Annotated in this window: 12 protein-coding genes; 6 read left to right on the top strand and 6 right to left on the bottom strand. The window is 71.0% G+C overall.

Annotated features, from left to right (window positions below; translation table 11 throughout):
- The gene (locus AB0M76_RS07750) at positions 1 to 348 is read right to left on the bottom strand and encodes a DoxX family protein (RefSeq protein ID WP_365952056.1); all 348 of its coding nucleotides are present in this window, start codon (positions 346 to 348) and stop codon (positions 1 to 3) included.
- Between the two features lie 91 nt (positions 349 to 439).
- On the opposite strand from AB0M76_RS07750, the gene AB0M76_RS07745 reads away from it, so the two are divergent.
- Positions 440 to 895, top strand: coding sequence for a MarR family winged helix-turn-helix transcriptional regulator (locus tag AB0M76_RS07745; RefSeq protein WP_365952055.1), 456 nt, complete (start codon positions 440 to 442; stop codon positions 893 to 895).
- A 28-nt stretch (positions 896 to 923) separates the two neighbouring features.
- On the opposite strand, the gene AB0M76_RS07740 is transcribed toward AB0M76_RS07745, so the two are convergent.
- Entirely contained in the window at positions 924 to 2,378 is a 1,455-nt protein-coding gene (locus AB0M76_RS07740) for an MFS transporter (RefSeq protein ID WP_365952054.1), read from the bottom strand.
- A gap of 64 nt (positions 2,379 to 2,442) precedes the next feature.
- On the opposite strand from AB0M76_RS07740, the gene dusB reads away from it, so the two are divergent.
- From dusB to AB0M76_RS07725, 3 genes are all read left to right on the top strand, one after another.
- Positions 2,443 to 3,585, top strand: coding sequence for a tRNA dihydrouridine synthase DusB (dusB, locus tag AB0M76_RS07735; protein ID WP_328621539.1), 1,143 nt, complete (start codon positions 2,443 to 2,445; stop codon positions 3,583 to 3,585).
- A gap of 376 nt (positions 3,586 to 3,961) precedes the next feature.
- On the top strand, positions 3,962 to 6,670 hold the full coding sequence (ppdK, locus tag AB0M76_RS07730; protein ID WP_365952053.1) for a pyruvate, phosphate dikinase: 2,709 nt from the start codon (positions 3,962 to 3,964) through the stop codon (positions 6,668 to 6,670).
- A gap of 390 nt (positions 6,671 to 7,060) precedes the next feature.
- A complete protein-coding gene (locus AB0M76_RS07725) occupies positions 7,061 to 8,113 on the top strand; it encodes a helix-turn-helix domain-containing protein (protein WP_266994360.1) in 1,053 nt (350 codons plus the stop codon).
- Between the two features lie 55 nt (positions 8,114 to 8,168).
- Here AB0M76_RS07725 and AB0M76_RS07720 read toward each other — a convergent pair whose 3' ends face one another.
- Positions 8,169 to 9,329, bottom strand: a complete 1,161-nt coding sequence (locus tag AB0M76_RS07720) for an alkaline phosphatase PhoX (protein WP_365952052.1) — start codon at positions 9,327 to 9,329, stop codon at positions 8,169 to 8,171.
- A 218-nt stretch (positions 9,330 to 9,547) separates the two neighbouring features.
- Between AB0M76_RS07720 and AB0M76_RS07715 the strand changes: the two genes are divergently transcribed.
- Together AB0M76_RS07715 and AB0M76_RS07710 are read left to right on the top strand one after the other, a co-directional pair.
- Complete coding sequence (locus tag AB0M76_RS07715) at positions 9,548 to 10,012, top strand: group III truncated hemoglobin (protein ID WP_365952051.1); 465 nt, start codon at positions 9,548 to 9,550, stop codon at positions 10,010 to 10,012.
- A gap of 130 nt (positions 10,013 to 10,142) precedes the next feature.
- A complete protein-coding gene (locus tag AB0M76_RS07710) occupies positions 10,143 to 10,547 on the top strand; it encodes a VOC family protein (protein WP_053785341.1) in 405 nt (134 codons plus the stop codon).
- Between the two features lie 40 nt (positions 10,548 to 10,587).
- Here the strand turns inward: AB0M76_RS07710 and nirD are convergent, their stop codons facing one another.
- From nirD to AB0M76_RS07695, 3 genes are read right to left on the bottom strand one after another with little or no spacing between them, the layout of a single operon-like run.
- The gene (gene nirD / locus AB0M76_RS07705) at positions 10,588 to 10,932 is read right to left on the bottom strand and encodes a nitrite reductase small subunit NirD (protein ID WP_266667226.1); all 345 of its coding nucleotides are present in this window, start codon (positions 10,930 to 10,932) and stop codon (positions 10,588 to 10,590) included.
- Complete coding sequence (nirB, locus tag AB0M76_RS07700; protein WP_365952050.1) at positions 10,929 to 13,481, bottom strand: nitrite reductase large subunit NirB; 2,553 nt, start codon at positions 13,479 to 13,481, stop codon at positions 10,929 to 10,931. The genes nirD and nirB overlap by 4 nt, the downstream gene beginning before the upstream one ends.
- 2 nt (positions 13,482 to 13,483) lie before the next feature.
- Entirely contained in the window at positions 13,484 to 14,764 is a 1,281-nt protein-coding gene (locus tag AB0M76_RS07695) for an FAD-dependent oxidoreductase (RefSeq protein WP_365952049.1), read from the bottom strand.
- Positions 14,765 to 14,944 lie beyond the last annotated feature (180 nt).

Genomic DNA, 14,944 nt, shown 5'->3' with positions numbered 1-14,944 from the left:
TTACTGCGCCGCCACCCGCAGGGCGAGCGCCGTCGCGGCGACCAGGGCGAGGGTGGCCGCCGGGGCCAGTTCGAAGTCCTTCACGCGCAGGTGGCTGATGACCGCGCCGATGAAGTAGAGGGTCACGCCGACGGCCGCGGCCACGCCCAGCGGAGTCACCCAAAGGCCTGCGACCAGGCCTATCGCGCCGGCCGCCTTCAGGGTGGCCAGCCGGGGCAGCCAGGCGTCGGGGACCTGGACCTTCTGCATGCTCGCCACGATCGCGTCGTTGCGCTGGAGTGTGAGCGTGGCGGACGCGACCAGGACGAGTGCGAGCAGGCCGGCGACGACGGCGTACGCAATGAACATGAAGAGCTCCAATGATCGGGGGTATTGAATCATTGAATAGCATCAACGATCGAACCTCCGCAACCATTCCCCGGTTGTTACGATGTCTGATATGACGGCAGCTCAGGAGTCTCCGCACCCACCGCAGCGGCTGGGCCTGCTGCTGGCCTGGCACGGCTCGATCACCGAGACCCGCATGAAGAAGGCGCTCAGCGCGGCCGGGCTCACCCCGCGGCACGCGATGACGCTGATGCGCCTGGAGGACGGCCCCATCGGCCAGCGGGCACTCGCCGAGCAGCTCGAGGTGGACCCGAGCGTGCTGGTCGGCATCCTCAACGACCTGGAGGGTGAGGGCCTCGCCCTGCGCCGCCGGGATCCGGCCGACCGCCGCCGCCACAACGTGGCCATCACCGAGGCCGGATCGGCCGCCCTCGCCAAGACGAACGCGGCCCTCGACGAGGTCGAACTCTCCATGTTCGCCGCGCTCTCGCAGCAAGACCAGGACGCACTGCGCGGCCTGCTGGCCCGGATCGACTCGAACGCCGACGACTTCAACTGCGGCGAGTAGGCGGCCTCCCGGACGGCCCGCCCGGTCGTCAGCCGCGCGGCGGAGCTCCGGCCGCCTGCGAGGATGCCATGCCCGTCCGCTCCAGCGTCCGGGCGGTCCGCGCCGCCGTCCCCATGGCCCACCGGCCACTGGTGGCGGCGCCCACGACGAGTGCGAGCAGCCCGCAGCCCGTGATGATCCACCAGGCCGGCCGGGTCGCCTCGACGAAATCGGCGCCGCTCGCCGTCCCGGCCGCCAGGACCGCGCCGATCACGGCCACGCCCAGCGTGCCGCCGGTCTGCCTGCTGGTGGAGGCGACCGCGGCCGCGACCCCCGCCTGGGCCCGGGGCATCCCGGAGACCGCCGTGTTGGTGATGGGCGCGTTCACCATGCCGAAGCCCAGCCCGAACAGCACGTACGCGGTGAACAGCAGCGGTGTCGAGGTCTCCGCGGAGAAGGCGGCGAACAGCACCCCGCTCGCCGCCATCGCCGTCCCCGCGATCAGCAGCGAGGGCCGCGGCCCCCGATTGCCGACCAGTCGGCCCGACAGCGGTGCGCAGAGGAACGTCATCAGGGCCATCGGCAGCATGTAGAGCCCGGCGTCGAGCGCGCTGAGCCCCCGTACGTCCTGCAGGTACAGGGTGTTCAGGAACAGGAACCCGGACAGCGCGGCAAAGGCACTGATCGCTATCACCGTCGCGCCGCTGAACGGAGCGCTCCGGAAGAACCGCGGGTCGATCAGCGGCTCCGCCCGTCGCGGCTCGTAGAACAGCAGCCCGGCCAGCGAGGCCACGGCCAGGGCCGTGCAGCCGAGGATGACCGGCGAGCTCCAGCCGGCGGTCGGCGCCTCGATGATCCCGTACGTCACGGACCCCAGCAGGGCCATGACCAGCAGTTGGCCCACCGGGTCCGGGCGGCGCGGGTGTCCGGCCCGCGACTCCGGGACGAACCGCAGGGTCAGCGCGAAGGCCAGCAGCCCGACCGGGAGGTTGATCCAGAAGATGGACCGCCAGCCGACCGAATCCACGAGCAGCCCGCCGATCAGCGGGCCCACGGCCATGGAGATGCCGACCACCGCGCCCCAGACGCCGATGGCGCGGGCCCGCTCGCGCGGCGCCGTGAAGGTGTTGGTGATGATCGACATGGCGACCGGGTTGAGCATCGAGCCGCCCACGGCCTGGACCATCCGGAAGGCGATCAGCCACTCCAAGGTCGGCGCCAGCGAGCAGAGCAGCGAACCCGCGGTGAAGACGACGAGCCCCGCGGCGAAGACCTTGCGGCGCCCGATCCGGTCCGCCGTGGAGCCCGCCAGCATCAGCAGCGAGGCCAGGACCAGCGTGTACGCGTCGATCGTCCACTGCATACCGGCGACGGAGGCGTCCAGCTCACGGCGCATCGAGGGCAGGGCGACGTTGAGGACGGTCACGTCGAGGCTGACGATGAGCAGGCTCATGCAGCAGATCGCCAGGACCAGCATCCTCCGGCGGAGGCTCGGCTCGGACATGTTTACGATAGTACGCCTAACTAAAGAAATGCGTGCTGTGCTTCGGCTAAGCGACAATGGGGGGATGACCACGCTCCCCCCGCCGCTCGCGATCGGCCCGCACACCGTGCAGCCCCCCGTGGTGCTCGCCCCCATGGCCGGCATCACCAATGCCCCGTTCCGTACCCTCTGCCGCGAGTTCAGCGGCGGCAAGGGGCTGTTCGTGAGCGAGATGATCACGACCCGCGCCCTGGTCGAGCGCAACGAGAAGACCATGCAGCTGATCCACTTCGACGAGACCGAGAAGCCCCGTTCGATCCAGCTGTACGGAGTCGACCCGGCGACGGTCGGCAAGGCGGTCCGCATGATCGTCGAAGAGGACCGGGCCGACCACATCGACCTGAACTTCGGCTGCCCGGTCCCCAAGGTGACCCGCAAGGGCGGCGGCTCCGCGCTCCCGTACAAGCGGAACCTGCTGCGCGCGATCCTGCGCGAGGCCGTCGCGGGCGCCGGCGACCTGCCGGTCACCATGAAGATGCGCAAGGGCATCAACGACGACCACCTCACCTACCTGGACGCCGGCCGGATCGCCGTCGAGGAGGGCGTCACCGCCATCGCCCTGCACGGGCGCACGACCGCCCAGCACTACGGCGGGACCGCCGACTGGGACGCCATCGCGCGGCTCAAGGAGCACGTGCCTGAGATCCCCGTGCTCGGCAATGGGGACATCTGGTGCGCCGAGGACGCGCTGCGCATGGTCCGCGAGACCGGCTGCGACGGCGTGGTCGTCGGGCGCGGCTGCCTGGGCCGCCCGTGGCTGTTCAACGACCTGGTGGCGGCCTTCGAGGGGCGCCCCGAAGACTTCCACAAGCCCACGCTGCGCGAGGTCGCGGCCACCATGCACCGGCACGCCGAGCTGCTGGGTGAGTGGATCGGCGACGAGGCGCGCGGGGTGATCGACTTCCGTAAGCACGTGGCCTGGTACCTCAAGGGCTTCTCGGTGGGTTCCGAGATGCGGAAGAGGCTGGCGGTCACCTCGTCCCTGGCCGAGCTGGATGCTCATCTGAGCGAGCTCGACCTGGACCAGCCGTGGCCCGACAGCGCGGACGGCCCGCGCGGCCGGACGTCCGGAAACAACCGGGTTGTCCTGCCGGACGGCTGGCTGAAGGATCCGTACGACTGTGCCGGGGTGAGCGAGGACGCCGAACTGGACACGTCCGGAGGCTGAGAAACAGCTGACAAATTATGCCGCCGACGGCGTGACATACGCCACGCATGGGTGGGGTTGCGCTCACATGAGCGCGAAAATCACGGGTAAGACTTCCAAAGGGTGGCACTGGGTGCCACCCTTTGTTCGTTCAAGACTTGAACGCAAATGTATCGATGATCGCTCATCCGAGCGGAAACAAGCCTCGGGAGGCCCTTGATCCTTCGGGAGGTGAACGCTCTTCGTAGGTTCTGGCTACTCATCGGTTACTTTCGATCTGCTGGCGCACGAGTGGTTACAGCCATATGACGACCAAGTGGACGTACCCAGAAGCCTTCGATCTGGGTATGTTCCTGGCCGTCAGGGCAGCCACCGAGTCCTCGAGGAGTCGAGACCCGTGTCGGAAAACAAAGATCAGAAGTTCGTCTACGACTTCACCGATGGAAACCGCGACCTCAAGGACCTTCTCGGCGGCAAGGGGGCCAACCTCGCCGAGATGACCAACCTGGGTCTGCCGGTCCCTCCCGGCTTCACCATCACCACCGAGGCCTGCAAGGTCTACCTCGCCAGCGGTGAGGCCCCGGCCGCGCTGCGCGACGAGGTCAGCGCCCACCTGGCCGCCCTCGAGGCGAAGATGGGCAAGAAGCTCGGCCAGTCGGACGACCCGCTGCTGGTCTCCGTGCGCTCCGGTGCCAAGTTCTCCATGCCCGGCATGATGGACACGGTCCTCAACATCGGCCTCTCCGACGAGTCCGTCGTCGGCCTCGCCTCCCAGGCCGGCAACGAGCGCTTCGCGTGGGACTCATACCGCCGCCTCATCCAGATGTTCGGCAAGACCGTCCTCGGGGTCGAGGGCGAGCTCTTCGAGGAAGCCCTCGACGAGGCCAAGGCCGCCAAGAAGGTCACCGTCGACACCGACCTCGACGCCGCCGACCTGAAGAAGCTGGTCACCCGCTTCAAGAAGATCGTCGCCAAGCAGGCCGGCCGCGAGTTCCCGCAGGACGCCCGCGAGCAGCTGGACCTCGCCGTCGAGGCGGTCTTCAACTCGTGGAACACCGACCGCGCCAAGCTCTACCGCCGCCAGGAGCGCATCCCGAGCGACCTGGGCACCGCGGTCAACATCTGCTCCATGGTCTTCGGCAACCTCGGCCCCGACTCCGGCACCGGCGTCGCGTTCACCCGCGACCCCGCCAGCGGCCACGCCGGCGTGTACGGCGACTACCTCCAGAACGCCCAGGGCGAGGACGTCGTCGCGGGCATCCGCAACACCGTCCCGCTGGCGGACCTCGAGGCGATCGACAAGGCCTCGTACGACCAGCTCATGACGATCATGACGACGCTGGAGACCCACTACAAGGATCTCTGCGACATCGAGTTCACCATCGAGCGCGGCCAGCTGTGGATGCTGCAGACCCGCGTCGGCAAGCGCACCGCCGGTGCCGCCTTCCGGATCGCCACCCAGCTCGTCGACCAGGGCCTGATCGACGAGGCCGAGGCCCTCCAGCGCGTCAACGGCGCCCAGCTGGCGCAGCTGATGTTCCCGCGCTTCGACGAGGACGCCAAGACCACCCTGCTCGGCCGCGGCATCGCCGCCTCCCCGGGTGCGGCGGTCGGCAAGGCCGTCTTCGACTCGTACACGGCCGTCAAGTGGTCCCGCTCCGGCGAGAAGGTCATCCTGATCCGCCGCGAGACCAACCCGGACGACCTGGACGGCATGATCGCCTCCGAGGGCATCCTGACCTCCCGCGGCGGCAAGACCTCGCACGCCGCCGTCGTGGCCCGCGGCATGGGCAAGACCTGCGTCTGCGGCGCCGAGGACCTCGAGGTCGACACCAAGCGTCGCCGCATGACGGTCGGCGGGACGGTCGTCGAAGAGGGTGACGTCGTCTCCATCGACGGCTCCACCGGCAAGGTCTACCTCGGTGAGGTACCCGTCGTACCGTCCCCGGTCGTCGAGTACTTCGAGGGCCGCATGCACGCCGGCGCCGACGACGCCGACGAGCTGGTCGCCGCCGTGCACCGGATCATGGCGTACGCGGACCGCGTCCGCCGGCTGCGGGTGCGTGCCAACGCCGACAACGCCGAGGACGCGCTGCGCGCCCGCCGCTTCGGCGCCCAGGGCATCGGCCTGTGCCGTACCGAGCACATGTTCCTCGGTGAGCGCCGCGAGCTGGTGGAGCGCCTGATCCTCGCGGACACCGACAAGGAGCGCGAGGCGGCACTGAGCGCCCTCCTGCCGCTGCAGAAGAAGGACTTCGTCGAGCTGTTCGAGGCGATGGACGGCCTGCCCGTCACCGTCCGCCTCCTCGACCCGCCGCTGCACGAGTTCCTGCCCGACATCACCGAGCTGTCGGTGCGCGTCGCCCTCGCCGAGGCCCGCAAGGACGCCAACGAGAACGACCTGCGCCTGCTCCAGGCCGTGCACAAGCTGCACGAGCAGAACCCGATGCTGGGTCTGCGTGGTGTCCGTCTCGGCCTGGTCATCCCCGGTCTGTTCGCCATGCAGGTCCGGGCGATCGCCGAGGCCGCCGCCGAGCGCAAGAACGCCAAGGGTGACCCGCGCGCCGAGATCATGGTCCCGCTCGTGGGCACCGTCCAGGAGCTGGAGATCGTCCGCGAGGAGGCCGACGCGGTCATCGCCGAGGTCGAGGCCGCGACCGGCACCAGCCTCAAGCTGACCATCGGCACGATGATCGAGCTGCCCCGCGCCGCCCTCACGGCCGGGCAGATCGCCGAGGCGGCGCAGTTCTTCTCCTTCGGCACGAACGACCTGACCCAGACGGTGTGGGGCTTCTCCCGCGACGACGTCGAGGCCAGCTTCTTCACCGCGTACCTGGAGAAGGGCATCTTCGGGGTATCGCCGTTCGAGACCATCGACAAGGACGGCGTCGGCGCGCTGGTCCGCAGCGCGGTCCAGGCCGGCCGGGCCACCCGCCCCGACCTCAAGCTCGGCGTCTGCGGCGAGCACGGCGGCGACCCGGAGTCCGTCCACTTCTTCCACGAGGTCGGTCTCGACTACGTCTCCTGCTCGCCCTTCCGGATCCCGGTGGCGCGCCTGGAGGCCGGCCGGGCCGCCGCCGAGGCGAAGGGCAGCGACAGCCGCTGACCCCTCCACGGCCCTGACAGGGCCTGCTGACTGCGCGTCCGCCCCCGGGTTCCCTGACCCCCGAGGGCGGACGCGCCCATTTTTTGTTGTTCAACAAATCTTTACGCCAGCAGGCGGTGGACGGATCCCCACCCGTCCACCGCCCGCTGTCAATCTGCCAGGCACGTCGGCGCTTCCCGGTGCGACCGACCGCCAGGCCCCGCAAAGCCCCCCACGGCCTTCACGGAGCGTTTCGGTCGCACTGGAGTGTCCCTGGCGGAGTACAGGATTTCGGTTGTCACGCCCCCGCCGAAAGGGGTTTCAACTGTGGCCGAAAGGGCGTGGTGACGTCGTGTGACGGCATGCATACTCATGGGGCGGGGGGATTGCGGTTGCACAGGTGGGGGTTCGGTGCTGCGTATCCATTTCACTGGAGTGGACCTGGCACGCGTACGGATGGCAGGGCGTCCCGATGCGTTGTGGGAAACGATTCTGAGTTTTCACCGCTTAAGAGACCGGCGCGATGCCCGGCTCTTCGGTGAATGGCGTACGGAAACCCGGAGCAGGTTGAATAGTGAAACACGTTTACTTGGTGCGCTCATACCGAGTCGCGGGTATTTTCCCGATTTCCTGACCCCTGTGGAGGGGCAGTACGGGTGGGACGTGGGACTCGACGCCCTGCGCGGGATCCGCCCCGAGCGGATGCGGCGCGAGCTGACGCTGCTGGGCGCGGGCACGGGCGTGGGAGCCGCGTTCGGCATGCCCTCGGCCGTGAGCGGAGGCGCCGACGCGCCGGTCCCGCGGCGGCTGCGGGACTTCATGGACGGCGGCACCAAGCACCTGCCGAGGCTGCTGGGCGAGCTGCGCGGCTACCACCGGGCGGCCGTGGAGCCGTACTGGACGCACATCCAGGCCCAGATCGAGGCCGAGCGGGCCGCGCGCGGCCGGGCCCTCCTCGACGGCGGCGCAGACGAGCTGCTGGCCTCGCTGCCGCCGATGCTGCGCTGGCGTGCTCCGGTCCTGGAGTGCGACTACCCCGTGGACCGCGACGTACGGCTGCGGGGGCGCGGGCTGCTGCTCCAGCCGTCGTTCTTCTGCCGGAAGACCGCCGTGACCCTGCACGACCCGGAGCTGCCCCCGGTGCTGGTCTACCCGGCCGCCGCGCAGCTTGCCTCGGCGCCCACCGGCGGCGAATCGATTCGGCCCCTGGAGGAGCAGCGCCAGCGCACGCTGGGCAAGCTCGTCGGGCACACCCGCTCGGTGGTGCTGCGGGCCATCGGCGACGGCGCCACCACCAGCGAACTGGCCCGCAGGGCCGGGGTCTCGCTGGCCTCCGCGAGCCAGCACGCCTGCGTGATGCGCGAGGCGGGCCTGGTCACCACCCTGCGCCGGGGCAACGCCGTCCTGCACACGGTGACCCCGCTGGGGGCCGCGCTCCTCAAGGGCGGCGCGGTGGCCTCGTAGCCGCCCACGGCCCCGGACCGGCAATCGCGGTCCGGGGCCGTGGGGAGGGCCACCGTCAGACCCGGAAGGGTCCGGTCACCTCGTACGTGATGCCGCCCGAGGAGCTGCCCGTCGTGCCGCGCTGGCTCGAGAAGTACAGCCGGGTGCCGTCGGGGGAGAAGGCCGGGCCGGTGATCTCCGAGGAGGACTGGCCGGTGATCCGCAGGAACGGGGCGACCACGTCGTCCGGGGTGATCACGCAGATCTCCATGTTGCCGCCGTCCTCGGCCACGTACAGGTCCCCGTACGAGGACCCGGTGACGTTGTCCACGCCCGTCAGCGGGGCCGCACCGCCGGGCACGAGCGAGTCGTCGTAGGCCAGTTCGTACGTGCCGCTCGCCAGGTCGACCTGCCAGACCCGGTTGTCGCCCTTGGTGGTGAACCAGACCGTGTCGCCGGCGTAGTGGCAGCCCTCGCCGCCGTTGAAGTGCTTGGCGCCGGAGACCTGGGTGCGGGTCGTGGTCGGCGAGCCGTCCGGGTCGGGCACGTTCGCCCAGGTGAAGGAGCCGGAGGTGGCGGTGCCGGCCACCAGCACCTGGAGGGTGCCGGAGGACAGGTTGCCCCAGGTCGTGGGCAGGAACCGGTAGAAGCAGCCGTTGGTCTCGTCCTCGGTCAGGTAGATCGCCTGGCGCACCGGGTCGGCGGCCGCGGCCTCGTGCTTGAACCGGCCCAGAGCCGGCCGCTGCACGGCCGCGTTCACCCCGTACGGGTCGGTCTCGTAGACGTAGCCCAGGCTCACCTCCTCGCAGGACAGCCACGTGTTCCACGGGGTTTTGCCGCCGGCGCAGTTCTGCCGGGTGCCGGAGAGGATCCGGTAGGCGCCGGTGACCGCCCCGGAGGAGTTCAGCTTCACCGCGCTCGCGCCGCCGGACGGGTTGATCTCGGAGTTGGAGACGTAGATCCAGCCGGTGCCGTCCGTGAAACAGGCGCCGCCGTCGGGGGCGCTGTGCCACTTGTAGCTCGTGGGGCCGACGTTCTGGCCGGACCGGGCGATCACCCGGCTGCTGAAGCCTGCGGGCAGCTGGATGCCGTTCGCGTCCGCCGCGCCGAGGGCCCCGTAGGGCCCCGCGCCGGGCTGGGCGGGCGCCGCGTAGGCGGCCCCGTGCGTCAGCGTGCCGCCGAAGGCGGCGGCCGAGGATCCGATGACGGCGCCGCGCAGGAAGGTACGACGTTCCACGGTCACTCCTGTGGGAGGAGGGGCTCCGCACCCGGTCAGGCGCGGAGTCGCACGCGCACAGGACCCTACGAGCGCCGAATTGCCGCAGTCTCAACGCGGCGTGACGCGGGGGCGACCGGTTTGCGTTCGATCCGCACGATGTTTCGATCCGCACGATGTGACGAATCGGGGGACTTTCCGCCCTGGAGGGACGCCGCTTCGGCAAGGATGGTCAAGCAATGAACCAGTTCGCCGCGGACAACGACATCTCCGGCCGCGCCGACCTCGCCGTCGTGCTGCGCCGCTTCTACACCGCCGCCTTCGCCGACCGGCGCATCGGGCCGTTCTTCACCGAGATCGCCGGGACGGACCTCGAGGTCCACCTGTGCCGGATCACCGACTTCTGGGAGCGGGCCCTGTTCCGCACGGCCGACTACCGGCGCGACGCCTTCGCCCCGCACGCCGCCCTGCACGCGGCGCGGGCGCTGACCGCCGAGGACTTCGGGCGCTGGGTGCAGCTGTGGCACGCCACCGTCGACGGCCTGCACCGGGGGCCGACCGCGGAGCGGGCGAAGGCGACCGGCGAGCGGATCGCGCTGGCCCTGCACCGGCGGCTGGCCGGGCCGGATCCCGCGCTGCTCCGGAGGGAGGACGCCTGCGGGTTCGTACCGCTGGCCGCGCTGGAACTCCGCTCCACCGTCTGACCTGCGGTGACGGGCCTCGGCCGGCCGCCCCGCGGAGATCATCGGAAAAGTTTTCACGGGAGCGATGAGTTTTCCCGGCGCCCCCGGTCTATCTCTCGAAAGCACACCACACGAGAGAAGAGGGACCGAGATGCCCACCATGATCTTCGTCAACCTGCCGGTCAAGGACATCGATGCCGCCAAGGCGTTCTGGGGCAAGCTCGGCTACTCGTTCAACCCCCAGTTCAGCGACGAGTCGACCGGCTGCCTCGTCATCAGCGACACGATCTTCGCGATGCTGATGACCGAGGCCCGGTTCAAGGACTTCGCCACCAAGGAGGTGGCGGACGCCACCAAGACCACCGAGGTCATGCTCGCCCTGAGCGCGGACAGCCGGGAGAAGGTCGACGAGGTGGTCGACGCCGCCCTCGCGGCGGGCGGCACCGAGCCCCGCCCGGCCCAGGACCTCGGCTTCATGTACGGCCGCGCCTTCGAGGACTTGGAGGGCCACGTCTGGGAGTACGTCTGGATGGACCCGGCGGCCGTCCAGGGCTGACGCCCCGCCACGCACCCGCCAAGTCCGCCCCACGCCCTCGCTACGCCACCGCGCCGGAGGTCACGGCGGTCCGCACCGGATAGGTCCGGACCGCCGCCTCCTCGTCGTCCAGACAGCGGCCCGTGGCGAGGTCGAAGCGCTGCTTCAGCAGCGGCGAGGCCACGAACGGCTTGCCGTCGATGCATCCGACCAGCCCCCGCGAGAGCACGGCCGCCCCGGTGAACGGGTCCTGGTTGTCGATGGCGTACATACCGCCCGAGCGGCCGATGAACACCGCGGCCTGGCTCCCGTCGGGCAGCAGGACCGCCACCCCCCGTCCGGGGGTCAGGTCGGACAGCTCGCACACCGTCAGCCAGCCTTCGGCCACATGCAGTTCCACGGTCATCGGATGCCTCCCACGGCCTCCAGCGGCCGGATGTTGAGAATGGTCAGGTCGGGCTTGACCTGGTCGCGTTCGGGAACGAACTTCACGGTCGGGTCGGGGGCGCCCGGCGCGTTGACGAAGGACACGAACCGGCGCAGCCGCTCCGGGTCCTGGAGCGTTTCGGCCCATTCGTCGCGGTAGTGCGACACGTGGTCGGCCATCAGCGACTCCAGCTCCGCGCACAGCCCGAGCGAGTCGTGCACGACCACGTCCCGCAGGTGGTCCAGGCCGCCCTCCAGCCGGTCCAGCCAGGTCGAGGTGCGCTCCAGCCGGTCCGCCGTGCGGATGTAGAACATCAGGAACCGGTCGATGAGCCGGACCAGTTCGGCGTCGGACAGGTCCTGGGCCAGCAGGTCCGCGTGGCGCGGGGTGGCCCCGCCGTTCCCGCCGACGTACAGGTTCCAGCCGTTCGCCGTCGCGATCACCCCGAAGTCCTTGCTCTGCGCCTCCGCGCACTCGCGCGCGCAGCCGGACACCGCCGACTTGAGCTTGTGCGGGGCGCGCAGGCCCCGGTAGCGCAGCTCCAGGTCGATGGCCATCCGCACGCTGTCCTGGACCCCGTACCGGCACCAGGTCTGGCCGACGCAGGACTTCACCGTGCGCAGGGCCTTCCCGTACGCGTGGCCGGACTCGAACCCGGCCTCGACGAGCCGGGCCCAGATCCGCGGGAGCTGGTCGACGCTGGCGCCGAAGAGGTCGATGCGCTGGCCGCCGGTGATCTTCGTGTAGAGCCCGAAGTCGCGGGCGACCTCCCCGATCACGATGAGCTTGTCGGGGGTGATCTCACCACCGGGGATGCGCGGGACGACCGAGTACGAGCCGTTGCGCTGGAGGTTCGCGAGGAAGTGGTCGTTGGTGTCCTGGAGGGCGGCCTGCTCCCCGTCGAGGACGTAACCGCTCGCGCCGAGGGTGGGGGCGAGCGAGGCGATGATCGAGCCGACGGTCGGCTTGCAGACCTCGCAGCCGTCGCCGCCGCGGGCCGCCTCCCGGCCGTGGCCGTCGAGGAGCTGCTCGTACGAGGTCAGCCGACGGGTACGGACGATCTCGTAGAGCTCGGCGCGGGTGAAGGGGAAGCAGTCGCACAGCCCTTTGTCGGCGGCCGCGGGCAGCAGCTGGCCGATCACCTTGAGGCAGCTGCCGCAGCCGGTGCCCGCTTTCGTGCACTGCTTGACCTCGGGGAGTGTGGCGCAGGCGGTGATCGCCTTCTTGGTGACGTTGTGGCAGGAGCAGATCACCGCGGAGTCGGGGAGCGCCGACGGGCCGAGCGCCGCGGGCGCGCCGAGGCCGGCGGGCAGGACCAGCTGGTCGGGACTGACGGGCGGGACGCTGCCGGTGAGCGGGCGCAGCAGGCCGTACGAGTCGGCGTCGCCGACCAGGACCCCGCCGAGCAGCACCCCGTCGGGGGAGACGACCAGCTTCTTGTAGACGCCGGAGCGGGAGTCGGAGTAGACGACGTCGAGGCTGCCCTGGGTGGCGCCGTGGGCGTCGCCGAAGGAGGCCACGTCCACGCCGAGCAGCTTGAGCTTGGTGGAGAGGTCGGCTCCGGTGAACTCCTTGTCGCGGCCCAGGAGGTCCTCGGCGGCGGTCTCGGCCATCTCGTAGCCGGGGGCGACCAGTCCGTAGACGCGGCCGTCGGTGGCCAGCGCGCACTCGCCGATGGCGTAGACGCGCGGGTCGGAGGTGCGGCAGCGGGCGTCGACGCCGATGCCGCCGCGCTCGCCGACGGTCAGGCCCGAGTCGCGGGCGAGCTGGTCGCGGGGGCGGACCCCGGCGGAGAAGACGACGAGGTCGGTGTCGACGGTGGAGCCGTCGGAGAGCCGCATTCCGCTGACGTGGCCGTCCTCGCCGGTGACGACCTCCTGGGTGCCGACGCCGGTGTGGACCGTCAGCCCCATCGACTCGATGGTGCGCAGCAGGGCCGCGCCGCCGCCGTCGTCGACCTGGACGGGCATCAGGCGCGGGGCGAACTCCACGATGCGGGTGGCGAGGCCGAGGCCCTGGAGGGCGCCGGCGGCCTCGAGCCCGAGGAGGCCGCCGCCGACGACGGCGCCGCTGGTGCGGGTCTTCGCGTACTCCTCGATCGCGAACAGGTCCTCGATGGTGCGGTAGACGAAGCAGCCGGGGGCGTCCTTGCCGGGGACGGGCGGCACGAAGGGGTAGCTGCCGGTCGCCAGGACGAGCACGTCGTACGGGAACACCTGCCCGGAGCGGGAGGTGACGGTACGGGCCTCGCGGTCGATGGACTCGGCGGGGTCGCCGAGGTGCAGCTCGATCCCGTGCTGCTCCATGAAGCCGGCGGGGGTGAGGGAGAGGTCCTCGGGGGTGCTTCCGGAGAAGTACGAGGTGAGGTGAACGCGGTCGTAGGCCGGCCGGGGCTCCTCGCAGAGCACGGTGATCCGGTGCGTGGCCGTGGCCCCGCGCTCGGCGAGTGCCTCGAGGTAGCGCTGGCCGACCATGCCGTGGCCGATGAGCACGATGGCGGGAGTGGGCGTGGGCGTGGCTGCGGCCATGATCAGGAGCCTCCGTCGTCGGTGAGCAGGTGGAACAGGTCGGTCAGGTCCTCCTCGTCCTCCCAGCTGCGGGCGAGGGCGCCCACGCTGGAGAGTTCGCCGAGGAGGACGCCGCCGACGAGGCGGTCGCCGCGGACGACGACCTTCCGGTAGGTCCGGCGGGTGGCGTCGGCGAGGCGGACCACGTCGTCGCCGGGGAGCGGGGTGGTCTCGCCGAACGCGGCGAGATCGAGGGAGCCGGTACCGGTTCCGGTGCCTCCGGCGGTGGTGAGGGTGAGGCGGGTGAGGGCGCGGGTTCCGGTGTATCGGGGGGCGGCGGCGGTACCGGTGGTGCCGGTCAGCTGCGCGGCGAGGGCGTCGGCCTGCTCCAGCGCGGGGCCCGCGAGGCCGTACACCCGGCCGGCGTGCTCGGCGCAGTCGCCGATGGCGTGGATGCGGGGGTCGCCGGTCCGCAGCCGGTCGTCCACGACGATCCCGGTGCGCACCTCGAGCCCGGCGGCGAGCGCGAGCCCGGTCCGGGGCCGCACGCCGCAGGCGAGCACGACGACATCGGCATCGAGCCGGTACCCGTCGGCGAACTCGACCCCGGTGACCCGCCGCCGGCCGGTGTCCTGCGCTGTCGTCAGGCCGCGGACCCGGCATTCCGTGTGGATCTCGATGCCGAGGGCGGTGAGGTGCGTGTGCAGCAGCGCCGAGGCGTCCGCGTCCAGCTGGCGTTCCATCAGCCGTTCGCCCTGCTGGGCCAGGACCACCTGGGCGCCGCGTTCGGCCAGGGCGCGGGCCGCGGAGACGCCGAGGAGGCCGCCGCCGATCACCACCGCGCGCACGCCCTCCCGTACGGCCACGGCCGCCGACAGGGCCAGGCAGTCGTCCATGGTGCGGAACGCGTGGACCCCGTCGGGCAGTTCCCGCCCCTCGGGTTCGAACAGCCCGCGCAGCGGCGGGAGGACCGCGTTGGAGCCCGTGGCCAGGACCAGCGTGTCGTACCGCTCCGTGCTGCCGTCGTCGCAGTGGACCGCCCGGTCGGCGCGGTCGATGCGGACCGCCCGGACACCGCGCCGCAGCGCCGGACCGGGGGCCGGGAGGGCGGTCACCTCCGGTGCGTACCGGCCCGCCAGCACGTCCGCCAGCAGGACCCGGTTGTACGGGACGTGCGGCTCCTCGCCGAGGACCGTCACATCCGTACCGGCACCCGTACCCGTACCCGCGCCCAGCCGCGCAGCGAGCCGCAGGCCCGCGAGGCCGCCGCCGATCACCACCACACGCTGCTGCTCCGATGTCATGGCATGAGCGTGCGCGGCCGCTGTTTCCCCGCCGCATCGCCGTTGTTACCCGGACGGAACGCGCACCTCAGCGCCCGGGTCAAGGGTCGGTGAGGCCTCGTACTGCGGTCCGAGCCGGAGGCCATCGCCGTCGAGCGGCAGGCCGGGCTGCACTACCTGCTCGGGTCCTCGGATGCCTGG

This window comes from Streptomyces sp. NPDC051364, assembly GCF_040682115.1.
GTDB lineage: Bacteria > Actinomycetota > Actinomycetes > Streptomycetales > Streptomycetaceae > Streptomyces.
This window is presented reverse-complemented; position numbering and strand designations above follow the sequence as displayed.